Annotated in this window: 16 protein-coding genes; 11 read left to right on the plus strand and 5 right to left on the minus strand. The window is 35.6% G+C overall.

The features are described from left to right. Positions 1-2 precede the first annotated feature (2 nt). Genes U9M49_RS00395 through U9M49_RS00410 form a run of 4 tightly spaced genes read right to left on the minus strand, consistent with a single transcriptional unit; the run spans position 3 to position 5,021 of the window. Positions 3-1,190, minus strand: coding sequence for a YheC/YheD family protein (locus U9M49_RS00395; RefSeq protein ID WP_322909127.1), 1,188 nt, complete (start codon positions 1,188-1,190; stop codon positions 3-5). Then, positions 1,187-2,557: a YheC/YheD family protein gene (locus tag U9M49_RS00400; RefSeq protein ID WP_416337089.1), complete on the minus strand. Its 1,371-nt coding sequence runs from the start codon at positions 2,555-2,557 to the stop codon at positions 1,187-1,189. The genes U9M49_RS00395 and U9M49_RS00400 overlap by 4 nt, the downstream gene beginning before the upstream one ends. 7 nt (positions 2,558-2,564) lie before the next feature. Continuing rightward, positions 2,565-3,641 (minus strand): YheC/YheD family protein, encoded by a 1,077-nt coding sequence (locus U9M49_RS00405; protein ID WP_095369932.1) that lies wholly within the window; start codon positions 3,639-3,641, stop codon positions 2,565-2,567. A gap of 21 nt (positions 3,642-3,662) precedes the next feature. Next, entirely contained in the window at positions 3,663-5,021 is a 1,359-nt protein-coding gene (locus U9M49_RS00410; RefSeq protein WP_322909129.1) for a YheC/YheD family protein, read from the minus strand. Between the two features lie 142 nt (positions 5,022-5,163). On the opposite strand from U9M49_RS00410, the gene U9M49_RS00415 reads away from it, so the two are divergent. The 6 genes from U9M49_RS00415 (at position 5,164) to U9M49_RS00440 (ending at position 12,352) form a co-directional block, all read left to right on the plus strand. Next, complete coding sequence (locus U9M49_RS00415) at positions 5,164-6,306, plus strand: DUF445 domain-containing protein (protein ID WP_322909130.1); 1,143 nt, start codon at positions 5,164-5,166, stop codon at positions 6,304-6,306. A gap of 85 nt (positions 6,307-6,391) precedes the next feature. Beyond that, positions 6,392-6,742 carry a YlbF family regulator gene (locus tag U9M49_RS00420; protein ID WP_322909131.1) on the plus strand — a complete coding sequence of 117 codons (351 nt, stop codon included), beginning with the start codon at positions 6,392-6,394 and terminating at the stop codon, positions 6,740-6,742. A 303-nt stretch (positions 6,743-7,045) separates the two neighbouring features. Further along, complete coding sequence (locus U9M49_RS00425) at positions 7,046-7,915, plus strand: Cof-type HAD-IIB family hydrolase (protein ID WP_307318329.1); 870 nt, start codon at positions 7,046-7,048, stop codon at positions 7,913-7,915. A gap of 221 nt (positions 7,916-8,136) precedes the next feature. Continuing rightward, the gene (locus U9M49_RS00430) at positions 8,137-9,648 is read left to right on the plus strand and encodes a coproporphyrinogen III oxidase (protein ID WP_322909132.1); all 1,512 of its coding nucleotides are present in this window, start codon (positions 8,137-8,139) and stop codon (positions 9,646-9,648) included. A gap of 179 nt (positions 9,649-9,827) precedes the next feature. Beyond that, positions 9,828-11,447, plus strand: a complete 1,620-nt coding sequence (locus tag U9M49_RS00435; RefSeq protein WP_307318331.1) for a long-chain fatty acid--CoA ligase — start codon at positions 9,828-9,830, stop codon at positions 11,445-11,447. Between the two features lie 113 nt (positions 11,448-11,560). Further along, on the plus strand, positions 11,561-12,352 hold the full coding sequence (locus tag U9M49_RS00440) for an enoyl-CoA hydratase (RefSeq protein WP_095369925.1): 792 nt from the start codon (positions 11,561-11,563) through the stop codon (positions 12,350-12,352). 79 nt (positions 12,353-12,431) lie between these two features. On the opposite strand, the gene U9M49_RS00445 is transcribed toward U9M49_RS00440, so the two are convergent. Next, a complete protein-coding gene (locus U9M49_RS00445) occupies positions 12,432-12,617 on the minus strand; it encodes a YhzD family protein (RefSeq protein ID WP_095369924.1) in 186 nt (61 codons plus the stop codon). Positions 12,618-12,768: 151 nt separating this feature from the next. Here U9M49_RS00445 and U9M49_RS00450 point away from each other — a divergent pair, with 151 nt between their 5' ends. The 5 genes from U9M49_RS00450 (at position 12,769) to U9M49_RS00470 (ending at position 17,513) form a co-directional block, all read left to right on the plus strand. Continuing rightward, positions 12,769-13,668 carry an ABC transporter ATP-binding protein gene (locus U9M49_RS00450; protein ID WP_307318332.1) on the plus strand — a complete coding sequence of 300 codons (900 nt, stop codon included), beginning with the start codon at positions 12,769-12,771 and terminating at the stop codon, positions 13,666-13,668. Further along, positions 13,661-14,914, plus strand: coding sequence for an ABC transporter permease (locus tag U9M49_RS00455; RefSeq protein ID WP_095369923.1), 1,254 nt, complete (start codon positions 13,661-13,663; stop codon positions 14,912-14,914). Before U9M49_RS00450 ends, U9M49_RS00455 begins: the two co-directional genes overlap by 8 nt. A gap of 242 nt (positions 14,915-15,156) precedes the next feature. Further along, entirely contained in the window at positions 15,157-16,098 is a 942-nt protein-coding gene (locus U9M49_RS00460) for an ABC transporter ATP-binding protein (RefSeq protein WP_322909133.1), read from the plus strand. Next, a complete protein-coding gene (locus U9M49_RS00465; protein WP_233435274.1) occupies positions 16,095-16,826 on the plus strand; it encodes an ABC transporter permease in 732 nt (243 codons plus the stop codon). Before U9M49_RS00460 ends, U9M49_RS00465 begins: the two co-directional genes overlap by 4 nt. Next, positions 16,827-17,513, plus strand: a complete 687-nt coding sequence (locus U9M49_RS00470) for an ABC transporter permease (RefSeq protein ID WP_095369921.1) — start codon at positions 16,827-16,829, stop codon at positions 17,511-17,513. Positions 17,514-17,532: the final 19 nt, after the last annotated feature.

The following is a 17,532-nucleotide window of genomic DNA, read 5'->3' on the forward strand; positions in this document are numbered from 1 at the left end:
ATTTAATGAGGAAAAGTGGGAAAACCGCTTAATTGCATACATAAGTGACAAATTGCTTTGATTCGTTTGTTTTCAATATGCTCTTCATCAAAACTCATAGGCTTGGAATTTACTTCATACAAGTAGAATTTACCGTTCGCACCTACACCTATATCTAAAGAGAATTCCCCGAATAAACCAAGTTGTTTATTTAATAAATGACCCACCTCTTGTATGATTGAATTGAAAAATATATAGTCCTCTTCTTTAGCAAATAGTTCATAAGGCAATATCTTCCCACCATTGGGTACATGTGTTGTGACTTGTTGGTGACTGCTAGATTGCCTTATACCAATCCCAGAAATGACAAAATTGTTCTTCTCTTTATGTGATAATATTCTGAAATCATATCTTGATTCATCATATAATGCTGGTTCAATTGCTTCTTGTATGATATATCGGTCCTTAGCTAAATGAACTTTTAATTCATTCCATAATTCGTTTAAGGTAGCGAACTCTTTTGTTAGATGAACACCTTCCATTAAATAGTGATTTTCCTGTAGGGAGATTCGAAAGATTCCTTTTCCCTTTGCACTACTAACGGGTTTGATATATATTTTTTGTTTGTCTTTCAGCCAATCATCCAACCTTTCTTCAGAAGTTAATAACGAAGTTTCTGGTAATAAAGGTTTTAATGAGGAAGATTCCATTAATAAATGATGCATTTCCAATTTATTTATAAAACAGGGATTGAAAAAAGGAATATTATGTTTTTGTAAGAACGATGTAAGTGCAGTAAAATCAGTTTCTTTTTCTAGGTTGCGGAAAGGAATACGGTTATATATGACATCAGGTAGAGGGGATGAGACCTGTATCCATTTTCCTAGAGATGGATGAAATGTATAACCAGTTACAAATGAAACTCCAAAATCATCTGGCGTAAAGACAATAGGTAATGCGCCTATTTTTGAAAATTGTTGGACAAGAGATAAAAATAGCGGACCATTGCCCGCTAATTTTTTATTTTTTCCTTTGCTTGTTAAGATCCCTATAATTGGTCCGATTCGATGAGAATCTTCATTTAATGAGAATGGCAACCATTTTTTTGAATAATGAAAGAGTTTTTCTGTTTTTATTTTATTGTTTCCAAACATTTTTTCCTGTGCGTGATACCACTTTTGAGATAAAGGGTCATAGTAGGAAGTAGTCATCTAAACAATGCCTCAGGGCTTTTCATTGCTTGTTCTGTTAGGTAGATACTATATGCTAAAGAAAGTTTACGTGTTAAGAAATCAAATTTTTTCATACTTGGATGTGTAAAGATTGAACGTCCTGGTTTTGAATTCGCTTCGAAAAACCAAACTTTTCCTGACTGGTCTATGCCTAAGTCAAAGCCTATTTCTGCGACAAGACCTTCCATATTATTTTCTATTTCTTCGCTTAACTTTAAGGAAGCTGTTTGCAATTTATTAGCAATTTCTTCTCTTTCAATTGGATCCTCGAAAATTTCATCTAATGATTGAATCGTACCTCCACTTTTTACATGGGTTGTAACACTTCCATTTCCAGCTACTTTTGCTGCACAAGCAGTAACAATCCACTGTCCTGTTGAATCTTTATTCGTGTGTAACCGAAAATCAATGGAGCATTTCTCTTTCTTCAACAGATATATACCCTGTTGGATAATCATTCTTTCGAGGTTTTTACCTGCAAAAATATGCTTCATTAACCCTTCTAGACTAGAGAATTTCTTTAGTTTATTCATACCAGCTTTTAAATCTCTGTACCGACAATAATAAGCACTGTCTTCTCTGTTATAAATAATCTGATGAATACCTAATCCCAGACTGCCATTCATTGGTTTAATGTATATATGGCCATATTTGGCGAGCATGTTTTCGATAGCGGAATAAGAACTAAACGGCTGTGTTTCAGGTAAATACTCCGAAATTTCCTCGACTTGAAATAAACGATCATAAATATCCATTTTATTAAAAAAGCCTGGATTATACCAAGGAATTAAATATTCTTGTTCAAGTCGTGACTTTACTTCTTTTTGTTGTTTTTGCCGTTCACTTTTTCTATTTGGAAGGCGATCATAGATTACGTTTGGGAAAGGCACTTCAATTGTCTTCCACCCATTTTGTAAATAAAATAAACCTTGTATAGTACCAGAATCCCAATTGATATGCTTCTCTCCAAATACGAAAGGAAGTGCACCGACACTAGTACTTACAGATAAGAGTTTAGAAAAAATAATTGAGCGATCACCGATAGGCCGCATGGGAAATGATGTGAACCCTGACGTGAAAATGCCAACAAGGGGTCCGATTGTTAATGTTTCATCATGTATAAAAATATGAAGAGGGTGCTTGACATAAGGGAAGAAAATATCTTTAGCGAGATCTTCACTGATGGTGATTGCTTGTTTGGAGCTCGGTTGTTGCTTAAATTTAGCATCAATGGTAACTGTACCGAAATTTAATTTGTAAAGGGCAGTATTTAGATTTATATGGTTTGGCAAGAATACACAGCCTTTATAGTCTGAGGTGATATCTATCATAAATGTTTGATTCATCATTCTTTCACTTCCTTTCAGCTAATGCCCGTTGGGATAATAGGTAATCTCCATACTTAAATGGAGAAGTGTAAAGGACATCTGCTAATTGTGGATTTGTTTGTAAGACCAATTTCCTGCCAGGTTTAGAGTTAATATCAAGAATCCAGATGCCACCTTCTTGATCAATTCCGATGTCGATACCTAATTCAAATAGTGTTGAAAAGCATGATTCCATAATTGAGGGAAGAATAATTAATATTTCCTTTAATTCTTCCTGTAAAAACGACTTTTGGCTTTTTGGAATACTATCTAGCCAATGCTCATAGGAAGAGGTTGTTCCACCGGCACTTAAATTAGAAATTATGCCGTTTTCATGACCAGTTCGCATGGCTCTTGCTTGTTCTTGCCATTCACCGTTAGCATCCTTTTGCAGAAAAACGCGTAAATCAAAGGGGCGATTCTGTTCATCAACGAGTAATAAGAATGGTTGGATTAGATATTGATATCTTTTTGTCAGCCTCTCTAACCAAACCGTTGCTTTATGAATGGGAAGCGTTTGTTCAATCTGCTTAGAGCCTTTGTCTGTTTTGATAATCATTGAGTCACCTTTGATTGAGATAACATAAATACCTATACCTTGTGACCCATTTACTGGTTTTAATACGAGTGGTGACTGCTTTTTTAACTGTTTAATGAAAGATTTCGCTGAAGTGAAAGGATCTGATTGCAGTAAATAAGGAGCGAGTCTAGAATGTTTTAGGGCATCATATATTTCGAGCTTATTTGGAAGTCCTTGACCTAAGAATTGGGTCTTACCACTCTTTTTTAACCAATTTGTTATGACTTTGCATTTTTTTGAATGATCATCTTCTTGATAAAAACAACGGTCATATAACAGTTCAGGTAATGGAAAAACCGTAGACTCCCATTGTTCGGTTACTTCATTAAATAGCTCTCCATTTACTTCATTATTGTGTGGTAGGATGTTTTTCGGAATAAAACGAAAGCATTGATAGCCGTGATGTTTAGCTTGTGAAGCAATAGCTGTTATATAGGTCCTTTCACTTGTTTCGTAAAGTGTCATAATACCAAGTGTTTTCATGCTGATTTTTCCTCCTTATTGTTATGTTGAAAAAGCTAAAAAAGTACAATACTCTACAAGTGCTCTTGCAGAAGGTCTGATCTGATTGAATTCACCATCAATTTGCTTAGATGGTTTAGAGTTTGCTTCAATCATCCACAAATGCCCCTCATAATCAACGCCCATATCAATGCCAAGTTCACCATATAGGCCAAATGTTTTTTGATCAATCATCGTGCATAGCTCTATTGAAATTTCTTTCATTAATGCTAATATTTGTATTGCGGTGGTTTTATCAAATAGTGTAGTTAGCAGTGCTAGTGGTTTTCTCATTTCCCCTCCTTGGGCAAGATTAGATACAAATTGTTCTGCATTAGAGATTCGGGCTACAGCAGAGGTAACTTTCCAAATGTTTTGCCTATTTTTATGACAAAGAATGCGAAAGTCCATCGGTCTATTGTTGAGTTGAATGAGCGGTATGCCTTCTTGGATAATATAGTTACTTGTTCTATGCTCTTTCTCGAATTGCGATATGAAGCTATCAAGATGATGGAATGGGTGGCTTGTTTTTGCCTTTTTCCCTGATGAGTAACCAACGGCGTACATATCTTTATTTTTACGTATGTGAATAATTTGTTTCCCTTGACTTCCATTTACGGGCTTTATGAAGATAGATGGATACTTTTCTATAAAATAAAGTAACTTTTCTTTCGAATAATCTTCTGTTTCTGGTAAATAGGTACGTAAATGAGTTTCGTCGAATAAGAAATCATATACATCTTTCTTTGATAAAAATTGTTCATTAAAAAAAGGGATGGCATTTTTATATAGCAAATTTTTAAGGTTTGCAAAGCTAGGTGAGCTTTCAATCTTTCTAGAGTGAACGCGGTTATAAATAACATCAGGAAGTGGCAGTAGTTGTTTCTTCCATTCACCCTCGATATTTATATAACCATGGACTTCAGTTTCTTTAATATCTTTGGGATGACAAACATAAGCAATTCCTCCTAAAAGCTCAACAGTTTGATTGATTTCATGGCAAAATTGATGGATGGTGCGAAAATGTGGAGGAGATTGATCTCCCATTTCAAAAAAGTCAGTCATGATAGCAATAATTGGCCCGAGTGACAATACCTTGCTTTGAACAATATAATTAACAAGCATGAGGTGCCCTTCAAATGGTATATTGAAATAATCGAATACAGATTGACTAATGAACAGTTCCTTTTCATCTACTTGACGATAAATGAGGCGAATGGTTAATTGTTTTTGCCCTAATGATAAACGGATATGTTCCTCATTAGAAATTAGTAAATGTTCTGCTAATGCTGGGTTGAGCTCTAGAACCATCTTATTTTCATACGGAAGTACTCTCATTTTAATGTTTGTATATCGTGTCATCATTAATCCCCATTTGCCCGCAAGAAGCGAGTAATTATATAATAAAATCTAGGCGAATGCTGATACGCTATCTTATGAATGGCAAGATAAATTGGTGCGATTGCACAAAGAATTTGGTGAAAGAAGAAAGGTAGAGAGCGGAATGAAAGAAATTTTTACGACCCTACTAATGATGGTTGCTACTGGTGCCATCATTGGAGGAGTTACAAATTATTTAGCTATTAAAATGATATTTAAGCCTTATAGAGCGATTTATATTGGGAAATGGCGTCTTCCTTTTACACCAGGGTTGATTCCTAAACGTAGAGGTGAGATGGCCGAACAAATGGGTAAACTTGTCATAAATCATTTGTTAACACCAGAAGGGATACAAAAGAAACTACAAAATGAGCGTTTTCAAACAATGCTGACACAATTTGCCGTGGTAGAAGTAGAAAAGAAATTGAAAACAGAAAAAACGTTAGAGCATCTGTTGGAACAAATAGATATAAATGAACCTGCAAAAATGGCTGAGGATAAGATTGGTGCGTTTTTAGAGGTGAAATATGAGAATTGGATGCGTACAAATCAAGATGTAGCAATGAAAGAAATCTTGCCACAAAAACTTGTAGGTAAAGTGGAGGAACAGTTGCCTCAACTAAGCAATTGGATTGTGCAATCAGCAAAGAATTATTTCGCAAGTGAAGAAGGAAAAGAAAGTATTCAAAGGATGGCCGATGATTTTGTCCAAAAACGAAGTGGCATGATTAAAAGTATGCTACAAATGTTTTTAGGCAATGTGAAATTAGGGGAAAAACTACAACCTGAAATCGTAAAATTCTTAAATCATCCTGGAACAGATGAGCTTTTAACATCACTTCTTAGAAAAGAATGGCGAAAATTATTAGATAAAAATATTGCTGAGTTTGAAGATAAAATAGGAAGAGATAACCTCCTTCCATTCATAAAGCAGACTGTGTTTCGATTTGTTCAAGTTCATGAAATATTTCAAATGCCAATTAGTCAACTAACAGCAACAATAAGACCTTATATTATTACTGAACTTATCCCGAAAGTAACAGTAGGAATAAGTAAGTTATTAGCTGATAGAATATCTGTTTTAATGGAAAAAATGAAGCTCAATGAAATTGTAAAAGAACAGGTAGACTCATTTTCTGTTGAAAGGTTAGAGCAAATGGTGTTCTCGATTATTAATAAGGAATTAAGAATGATTACATTTCTTGGAGCCTTACTGGGTGGTCTAGTAGGTGTGTTTCAAGGTATTACTGCCATATGGATATTATAAATCCTTATATTTTATAGGTTTTTCCTCGATTTTACTTCCATTGTCTGTTATAGTGGTGGAAGTCTATGAAAAGGAAGTGTTCAATTTGGCAAATAATTTACAAGACGCAGCAATCGAATTAGAAAAAGCAATCCGTGAAAGCAATGAATATCAAAGCTTAAAGGATTCTTATGATAAGGTGAATGCAGATCCATCAGCTAAATCGATGTTTGATAACTTTAGAAATATTCAAATTCAGTTACAACAGAAGCAAATGTCTGGTCAAGAAATTACACAAGAAGAAGTGGATCAAGCGCAAAAAACAGTTGCCCTTGTACAACAACACGAACTGATTTCTAAACTTATGGCCGATGAACAAAAAATGAGTGAAGTTATCACAGACTTAAATAAAACAATCATGAAGCCTCTCGAAGATTTATACGGTTCAGCCGAGTAATTCATGAGTAATAGACTTGGTTCTATTTCATAAAAGCACAACCTTGCTTTCAATAGCAAAGTTGTGCTTTTTTTCGTGCAGGTGCAAAACCTCATGCCTTCTTAAGGATGTGACGGCTTATATACAAATACAAATGTCGCGGAATTTTGATAAAAAAAGATTAAGGAATGGCAGGAAACGTAACTATGTTTAAAACGCAAAGAGAACAGACTTCTTTATCTCTATTCTTCCTGTTCTATTTTCTGTTGCGGGTACATAAAAGTGTCATAAGGACAATTTTCATCCAGAATAGGGGGCAAAAAGATGATTTATCGTCTCTTAGCTATAAATATTGATGGTACCCTTCTTCAAAGTAATGGAAGGCTGCATAAATCAACAAAGGAAGCAATCGAATACGTCCAGCAAAAGGGAATTTATGTGACGTTAGTAACAGCAAGAAGTTTTCCATCGGCTAAGAAAGTGGCTAAAGCATTAAAATTAAATTCCATCCTTGTAACATCAGCTGGAGCTTATACAGCGGATAAATTGGAACAACCAATTGAAGTAAAACGCATCAAAAAAGAAGTAACCTTCGATATTGTACGCTTATTAGAAGGATTCCCTTGTCAAATAAGACTTGTGCATGAAAAGTTTTCACTAGCGAATAAGACAAAAACAAATAATAATATCCTCGCTAAAACGGTGTTCTCAACAGGTGATCCTGTTTTTTATTCCCACCAGTTTGTTGAGTCTCTGAGTGAAAATTTGCTAGAAGATCCAGTTAAACCACCAAAAATTGAAATTTACTTTGAAAATACCAATGATCTTATACATGCCAAAAAAGCATTAGATGTCATGTATGATGAGGAAATTGCTATTACCCAACTAAATGACTCTCGTTTAGATATTGTCCCTTATGGTGTATCCAAATGGAATGGTTTACTGAGATTAAGTAAGGAACTTGATATTGCACCGCAAGAAATTGTAGCCATTGGAGATGGCTATGATGATTTGCAGATGATTGAAGGTGCGGGTTTAGGTGTAGCGATGGGGAATGCCCCTCATGTCTTAAAAAAGCAAGCTGATTGGGTAACAAGAACAAATGATGAACATGGTGTAACATATATGGTAAAAGAGCATTTCCGCAAACAACATCCTATCCAATTTTTAAGGAAAATGAATCTCTTGAAGTAAGGTAGAAGCTCTGAAGGTGGTAGAACGGTTGCTACCTTCAAAGCTTCTTATTCGTATTCCTTAATTTAAGGGGGGTGGTCTTTTAGCAGCATATGCCAAATATAGCTAACAAACTGATTTACTAAAATACAAACGACCTGTGAATGGAGATTGACCCGTAAGGTCTTTTTTTTGTAAACTTAAAGAAGTTTGATCAAGAGAAAGTATAAAGGTGATTAACAATGAATATATCTATTTTAGGTTTGAATGATAACCGTTATATAAGACCATTGCAGTTAATTGGTAATTTATTTTTTGAAGAATGCTCTGTAAAACTTGATAAACATGAGGGTGCAGATGTAGTTATATCTTTCCACTATGAAGTAAGTGAAGAGATTAACATGAGTGTTCAGCTTACTACAAGCGAGGAAGAAGTCTATACCGCTAACTATAGAAAGAATCTTAAGGCGTTTGAGACAGAAAAGGAATTCTTTAATCAATTAAAGTATGCAGCTTCCCATGTGTATTTAACTGTTTTACAAGATTGGACAGGTATTGTGCAGAAATGGGGCATATTAACAGGGATAAGGCCAACAAAGCTTTATCATCGTCATATGATGTCTGGAAGTAGTAAGGAAGATGCTCATCAAGCTTTGAAAAAAGATTATTTGATTTCAGATGAAAAAATTAATTTAATGGAAAAAATCGTTGCACGACAATTAACGGCGATTCCTGACCTTTATGATTTAAAAAAAGAAGTCAGTATCTATATCGGCATTCCCTTTTGCCCAACAAAATGTGCTTATTGTACATTTCCTGCTTATGCAATTGGTGGTAAACAAGGTAGAGTCGATTCCTTCTTAGCTGGGCTGCATTATGAAATCAGACATATGGGAGAATGGTTAAAGGAAAATGACATCAAAGTAACAACCGTATATTATGGTGGAGGTACGCCAACAAGTATTACAGCAGAGGAAATGGACCTTCTATATGAAGAAATGTATGAGTCGTTTCCAGATATGAGTCACATTCGAGAAATTACGGTCGAGGCAGGTAGACCGGATACGATTACTGCAGATAAGTTAAATGTATTAAAAAAATGGAATATTGATCGTATCAGTATCAATCCACAATCATATACGCAAGAAACGTTAAAAGCGATTGGGAGGCATCATACGGTTGAGGAAACAATCGATAAGTTCCACCTGGCGAGAAGTATGGGTATGAACAATATTAATATGGATTTAATCATTGGCTTACCAAATGAAGGCACAACAGAGTTTGCACACTCATTAAATGAAACAAAGCAATTACTACCCGAGTCACTGACTGTTCATACATTATCTTTTAAAAGAGCTTCTGAAATGACAAAGAACCGGCAGAAATATAAGGTTGCAGATCGTGAAGAAGCAGAAAGAATGATGAATATGGCAGAAGAGTGGACGGCTGAACATCATTATGAGCCCTACTATTTATATCGTCAAAAAAATATTTTAGGAAATTTAGAAAACGTTGGCTATGCGTTACCGAAACAAGAAAGTCTTTACAATATTATGATTATGGAAGAAATGCAAACGATTATCGGAATTGGCTGCGGGGCAGCAAGTAAGTTTATCCATCCTGAAACAGGTAAAATTACTCATTTTGCAAATCCGAAAGACCCTAAATCCTACAATGAAAGTTTTGTTGAATACACGGATAAAAAAATAGCTATGTTAAATGAGCTCTTTAATATTGAGGCAAAGTCTATATAAGCTTAATGTGAGCTGTACCTTGGTTAAAGGTGCAGCTTTTTTGTTTGTGAAAATAGACTAGATTTAATTATGGCAACTTTAATAGAGGATTTTATTAAAAAAACAAGAATGTAATAGGTACAAAAGCGCATAAACATCTATGATAATGTAAACGGTTACTAAAAGGGAGGCGATTGGTGATGAATCATTCTTCTTTGACGATGGCACAGATGATAAAAAGAGCAGAAACGTTTTTCGCAAAAAAAGAGGTTGTATCTAGAACAGCAGGTGGTATTCAAACATTTACGTATAAGGAAATGGCAGAACGAACACGAAGACTTGCTTCAAGTTTACAAAGGCTTGGTATTAAAAGAGGGGAGAAGGTAGGGACATTTGCCTGGAACCATCACCGCCATCTGGAAGCATATTTTGCGATTCCTTGTAGTGGAGCGGTGTTGCATACAATTAATATTAGACTCTCATCTCAGCATATCACCTATATTATTAATCACGCAGAAGATAAAATTCTCCTCATAGATGAAGAGTTAGTTCCATTAATTGAACAATGTAGAGACGAACTTTCCAATGTAAAAGCATTTATCATTATGAGTGACCATAAGGAACCTCCAACTACAACTTTATCTCCAGCATATAATTATGAAAGTCTACTAGAAGAGGCAGATCCCAATTATCAATATCCTGATGATCTAGATGAAAATGACCCGGCAGGGATGTGTTATACATCGGCGACCACCGGAAATCCTAAAGGCGTCATTTACTCTCACCGGGCAATTGTGCTCCATAGCTTAGCATTAGGTTTAGCGGATAGTGTTGGTGTAAGTGAAAAAGATATTGCCCTACCTATCGTCCCGATGTTTCATGTCAATGCATGGGGCTTACCTTTTGCAGGGGTGTGGTTTGGCACAAAATTGATCATGCCTGGGCCTGCATTTACGCCTAAATTAATTGCCGAACTAATAGAAGAATATAAGATTACTATTACTGCAGGTGTACCAACTATTTGGCTTGGATTATTGAAGGAATTGCAAGCGAAAAAATATGATTTAAGTTCTTTAAGAAGCATTCTGTGTGGCGGATCTGCTGCACCAAAAGGCATGATTAGAGTGTTCGAAGAAAAGTATAAGATACCGTTTCTTCATGCTTATGGAATGACAGAAACAAGTCCACTCGCAACTGTCTCCAATCTAAAAAGCTATCAAGAAAATATAGATTTTGAAGAGAAACTGGAGTTAAGAAGCAAGCAAGGATTATTGGTTCCGGGATTAGAAATGAAAGTGATTGACGAAAAAGGGATTGAAGTGGAGTGGGACGGAAAGCAGATGGGCGAGCTCTGCTTAAGAGGTCCGTGGATTGTAACCGAATATTATAATGATGAGCGGACTGCCTCGAGTTTTAAAGATGGCTGGCTTCATACGGGTGATGTTGTCACCATTGATGAAGAAGGACTTTTGAAAATTGTTGATCGCACGAAGGATTTAATAAAAAGTGGTGGAGAGTGGATTTCTTCTGTTGACATAGAAAATGCGCTCATGGCTAATGAAGCCATTTTTGAAGCTGCTGTCATTGGTATTCCGAGTGAAAAGTGGCAAGAGCGTCCATTAGCCTATGTTGTATTACATGAACAATACAAAGGGAAAGTGACTGCTGAAGAAGTGCTTCAGTCATTAAGCGCTCAATTTGCAAAATGGTGGATTCCTGATGATGTCATTTTTATTGATGAAATTCCCAAAACATCTGTAGGGAAATTTTTAAAACGTGATTTACGAGAGAAATATCAAATGGATAAAATTAATCAGTAATTATTTTCAATATGAACAGTCATTCATTTTCTAGTAAAAAAATTCAATTATATTTGGAAAATAAAAAATATTTTATTTATAATAGAGGTATCCAAACTTAAGGAGGAAAATGAATGGCGCTTGATTTTGATACAAAGACCGTTAATTATTCGATTGAGGGAAGAGTAGCGCATGTAGAAATGAACCGGCCAGAGTCATTAAATGCACTAAATGTGGAAATGATTCATGAGCTTGCTGCTGTAATGAAAGAGCTAAGTAATTTAGAAGAAATAGATATCGTTGTTCTGAAAGGGGCGGGTAGAGCATTTTCTTCAGGCGGAGACATTAAAACGATGCTGATGGATGCGAATGAAAACGATTTCCCCGTTGTGATGGATGCGATTAATGAGTTAGTTGTTACATTGTATAGTATGCCTAAAATCACCATTAGCGCAATAAAAGGTGCAGCTGCAGGGCTCGGATTAAGTTTAGCTTTAGCTACCGATTTCATTTATGCTCATAAGGATAGTAAATTAGCGATGAACTTTATTGGTATAGGGTTAATCCCGGACGGTGGTTCCCACTTTTTCCTTGAAAGTAAGTTAGGGCCCGACCAAGCAAAGCACCTCATATGGGAAGGGAAACCGATGACAGCTGAAGAAGCATGGGAGAGAGGACTTGTTCATGAAGTCGTAGGTGATGATCTTGACGAAGCAGTAAATAAAAAAGTGTACCATCTGAGTCATCTTCCAATCCTTGCGATGATTAAAACAAAAAAAATACTGACAGATAAGAATCGCCCATTATTGTTAAAATTATTAGAGCTCGAAAAAAGTGGTCAAGCACAAATGAGGAAAACATCTGATCATAAAGAAGGCATAAACGCTTTTATTGAAAAAAGGCAGCCTCGATTCACAGGGAAATAACAGGAATGAAAGACACGCATGTTTTATCAGAAACATGCGTGTCTTTATTTGATACGTGGTGTATAGTATAACCTGAGGTCTATCGGTGAAATAATATAAGCTTTCCTGCTGGAGATGAGCAACGATGTGTTTTCTCTTCTAATCCTTTTTCTTTCAGGAGGTTTTCTCCGGTCACCTTGGCTTCTTGATCATTTGCTGATTCGAATGATTCATCAAGAATTTTTTCACCAGTTGGTTCGAATGCCGTTAATTTATAAGTTTTCATCATAAAGACTCCTTGTAATGTAGTTGAATATTCCGATATTTAATTATATTTTGGCATAATTCCATCAATCTTGCAAAAAGAAACATACTTATTTAATGAATCTTTTTTAGTTTTATATCGTAAATAAATGAAAGGGAGGGACAGAATTTATATGTCTTTAAAATTAGAAAATGTTACGAAGAAGTTCGGTCAATTTACCGCAGTAGATGATATATCTATAGAAATACCTGAAAAGGAAATGTTTGGTTTTTTAGGAGCGAATGGTGCTGGAAAGACGACTACTTTTCGAATGATTTTAGGGTTAATTGATGCAACCAAAGGAAACATCACTTGGCAAGGTAAACCCATTAATTATTCAGTGAGTGGTCAGATTGGTTATTTACCTGAAGAGCGTGGGTTATATCCAAAATTACAAGTGAGAGAACAACTTGTTTACTTAGCACGGCTAAGAGGGATGGATAAACAATCTGCCTTGAAGGAGTTAGACAACTGGCTTGATCGCTTTAAAGTACCTGATTACAAAACAAAAAAAGTAGAGGAGTTATCAAAAGGGAATCAACAAAAGATACAATTTATATCTAGTATTTTACATAAACCTAAGCTATTGATTCTTGATGAGCCATTTAGCGGGCTAGATCCAGTAAATGTAGAGCTGCTAAAAGACGCAGTTGTAGACTTGAAAAATAGTGGTACATCAATCGTGTTTTCTTCCCACCGTATGGAACATGTTGAGGAGTTATGTGAGCATCTTTGTATCATGCAAAAAGGTAGGCCAGTCGTACATGGTGAATTGAAGGAAATTAAGCGTTCTTATGGAAAAAAAACATTAATCATTCATGGTGATTTTTCAATGGCTTTTTTACAAGACCATCCTGCGGTGAAGAAATTTAAAATGACGACAGAAGGGGTGCATCTGCAAATTGAAAATGAATTGGCAGCGGACGATATACTAAAGGATATTGTTGGCAAAGGATTTATTCGCAAATTTATGCTTGAAGAACCATCTTTAAATGACATCTTTATCGAAAAGGCAGGTGCTTCTTATGAGTAATTTTTGGACAATTCTATGGCATACGTATTGGACAAAAATAAAAACAAAGTCTTTTCTTATTACGACAATTATTACGGCACTTTTATTTGTGCTGTTAGCCAATATTACAACTATTATCGATGCTTTTTCAAATGAAGAAACACCGAAAGTGGCAGTGATAGATGAAACAAACAGTTCCATCCAAGCAATAGAACGCATAGAGGCATATACATCAGAGGAAGTCATCTTAGAAAGTGTACAACAGTCAGAAGCTGAAGTGGACGAGAAGGTAATATCTGGGGAATTTACAGGTGCACTTTACTTAACTTCTAACGGTGAAAATCTCATTAGCGGTGAATATAAATCCTTGAGTATAGCTGATACTACTATCTCTAGCTTATTGCAAACAGCTTTGCAGCAAATAAAGACAGAATTAACTGCAGAGAGTATAAATTTATCACCAGAGCAATTGCAAACATTGTATGCACCTGTATCGTTTGAGACGACTGCACTTGAGGAAAATGCCAAGTCTCAAGAAGAATTAAGTCAGGCAAGAGGTCTTGTTTATGTGGTCTTATTTTTAATTTATTTTGCTGTCATCATGTATGCGAGTATGATTGCTAATGAAGTGGCAACTGAAAAGTCATCTAGAATCATGGAAATTCTTATATCAAGTACCCCACCTGTTCAGCAAATGTTTGCTAAGATACTCGGAATCGCTCTCTTGAGTGTGACACAAATGCTGATATTAGGTTCCATTGGTTTTATTGCATTGAGAGAAAGCATGTCTAAGCTTGAAGGTGGCTGGTTCGAAGCGTTTGGGTTTAGCAACTTATCTCTTGGTATATTGGTTTATGCAGCCATCTTTTTCTTATTAGGCTATTTTTTATATGCGACCCTAGCCGCTTTTCTTGGGTCTTTAGTTAGTCGGATTGAGGATGTTCAACAAATGATTATGCCAATGACGATGTTAGTAGTTGTGGGCTTTTTACTCTCAATGTATGGTCTATCTAACCCAGATACAACTTTTATTACTATTGCCTCTTATATTCCTTTTTTCACGCCAATGCTGATGTTCTTAAGAGTAGGAATGCTTTCATTGCCGGTATGGGAACCAATATTAGGCATGGCCGTTCTTATTGTGACAACAATTATTTTGGCGATATTCGGTGCACGAGTGTATCGCGGCGGTGTCTTAATGTATGGTCGCTCATCTTCGTATAAAGATATTAAAAAAGCGATTCAATTAACGAAGAAAGAAAAATAAGTATTTACATTCAAGCTTCTCATACTTTGTATGGAGAAGCTTTTTTAGCAAAAAAGAATTGATAAATGTAGTAGTGACCATTAATCTGCCGGCTCTGCTAATGTTTATTTATCGGTTCGTAACAACTTCACCCTTTATTGAAGAAGAGGCAGTGAAGTAAAATAAATTAATGACAAATGTAACTATTTGCTTTTTGCCTTTCTTGACATACTTACACTAACAAGGCGAAAGGGTGTGAGCGGATGATTGCCTCACTAAATGGGATTGTGAAACGTTATGATTCGAAACTAGTGTTGGACTACATTGATTTGGATATAAATGAGGGTCAAATTATTGGTTTACTTGGTCCTAATGGAGCGGGAAAATCAACATTAATTAGATGCCTAACAGGAATGGAGACAGTTAATCAAGGGAATGTTACGTTATTTGGGGATGGAAAAAAACCATTTCAGAATAAAAACAAAGAAAAAATTGGTTTAGTCACGCAGGAAATATCGATTTTTCCAGAATTAACAGCACAGGAGAATGCGAACTTTTTTGCCGGAATTTACGGGTTAAAAGGGGAAATGAGAAAAAGAAGGGTGGCAGAGGCCTTAGCGTTTGTTGGATTAGCAGAACATACAAAGGGAAGGGCACAAAATTTTTCTGGAGGAATGCAAAGGCGGCTGAATATTGCATGTTCCTTAGTTCATGATCCTAAGTTTTTAATTATGGATGAGCCGACGGTGGGGATAGATCCTCAATCGCGAAACCATATTTTGCAAGCTGTAAAGAAATTACAAAGAAACGGAACGACTATTCTATATACAACGCATTATATGGAAGAGGTTGAGGCGATTGCATCAGAGGTTGTGATATTAGATAAAGGGCAAATCATTACAAGAGGAACAGTTCAAGATTTGATTCGAAACATTCAGCATGAAGAGAGAATCAAGGTAGAAGTAAGTCATCCTGAAGAAGTCTCTTTGGAGAGTATTCAGGCACTGCCAGATGTAAAACAAGTCATTAAAGATGGGAATCAAATTTTGGTTGTATCTTCTGCTAATTCAGGACACCTTGATCGTATTTTAACGATTATAAAAGAGGACTCTGGTGTTGTCGGCATTAATGTAGAAAAAGCAAATTTAGAGGATGTTTTCTTAACTTTGACTGGAAGAACCTTAAGGGATGGAGGTAGTGCATGATGCGTGTCCTAAGAACCATTCCTTATACAGTGATTCGAATGAGTAGAGACTATATTACGCTATTGTTGCTCTTAGTTGTTCCAATTATCCTTATTACCATTTTTTATTTCGTATTAGGAGACTTAAAAAATCAATACGGTGATCCTGCGTTCTATGATACAGCACAGTTAATGACACTCGTGTTTCAATTGTTTGGCGGTTCAATCGTGATTGCCCATATTCAAGATGATTTATTTTCTCCAAGACGGCAACGTTTAATGGTGGCGCCGATTAGCCGACCTTTTTATGCTCTCTCAATCTCATTATGTGGCATGTTATATTCCATTTTTCTGGGTTTTTTGTTATTTCTATTTACAGGAATAGGCTTAAAGGTGGAGTGGGGAAATGGATTTTGGGTAATGTACATCATTGGCTTATTGGCTGTACTATCAAGCCTTGTAAGTTTAATTCTTATTTTTGCAGTAAAGAACTTTAAATTAGCAGAACGGTTAAGTGAAGTATATGGAATTGGATGTATTGTGTTGGCAGGGTTGTTTTTTCCAATTCCTGATTATACGGTTATCACATTCATTAATGAATACCTTAATCCTCTATTGTTAGCTGCTAATGCAATTGGCTATGCACAAAGCAATTTATTTCCTGATGCTTATATTTATATGTTTCGGTTAGGAGTAGGAATTGTAATTACTTTTATTATTGTGTTTGTGCTCGGTAGGAGGAAGATTTAAATGACTGTTTTCCACTTTGTACTGAAGAGAAGTATTGCAAATAAAACAAGTTTGTTGATTCTATTTCTCTTCCCAGTTGTTGCGATCTTTCTGCCATCAGGAGAGTATTGGCCACATCTTCCATACGGATATCAATATTTTGGTATTTTTATTTTGTTTATTAGTTTGAAGCTCTCTGGATTAATTTTAGAAGATAGAATGAGAGGAATTGCTAAAAAGGTATCAATTGCCCCCATCAGTCATTTTAGTTATCTAGCACAAAATTTGCTAGCATATTTTTTCATTTTAATATTACAATGTCTGATTTTAGTTTATGGAGGCGTATTAATTGGGAAAGAACTTTACCAGCCCTTTTGGTTACTCATTTTATTTATTACATTTAGTATGGCATCGATTGCCTTTGCACTAATGTGGATTTCATTTTTTCGTAATAAAGAAATATCCATGTTAATTTTTATGTCGATTATCAGTATAATTGCTTTAATCGGTGGCGTCTTGATTCCAATCGAGTTGTTACCTGAATTATTACAAAAAATAGCGATTATTTTGCCGACTTTTTGGCTAGCTTGGGGTATAGACTGGATTGTTTTTGGTGGCGAACTGAAGGAGTTTCTGCTTGTGAATGGAATGCTTATTTTGTATATGTTTTTATTTTTAATTACAGGAAGTGCGAAAAAATTGCATTGATAGCTGAGGAGAGGTGTGC

The organism is Cytobacillus sp. OWB-43 (assembly GCF_034651445.1).
In the GTDB taxonomy this organism is placed as follows: Bacteria; Bacillota; Bacilli; order Bacillales; family Cytobacillaceae; genus Cytobacillus; species Cytobacillus kochii.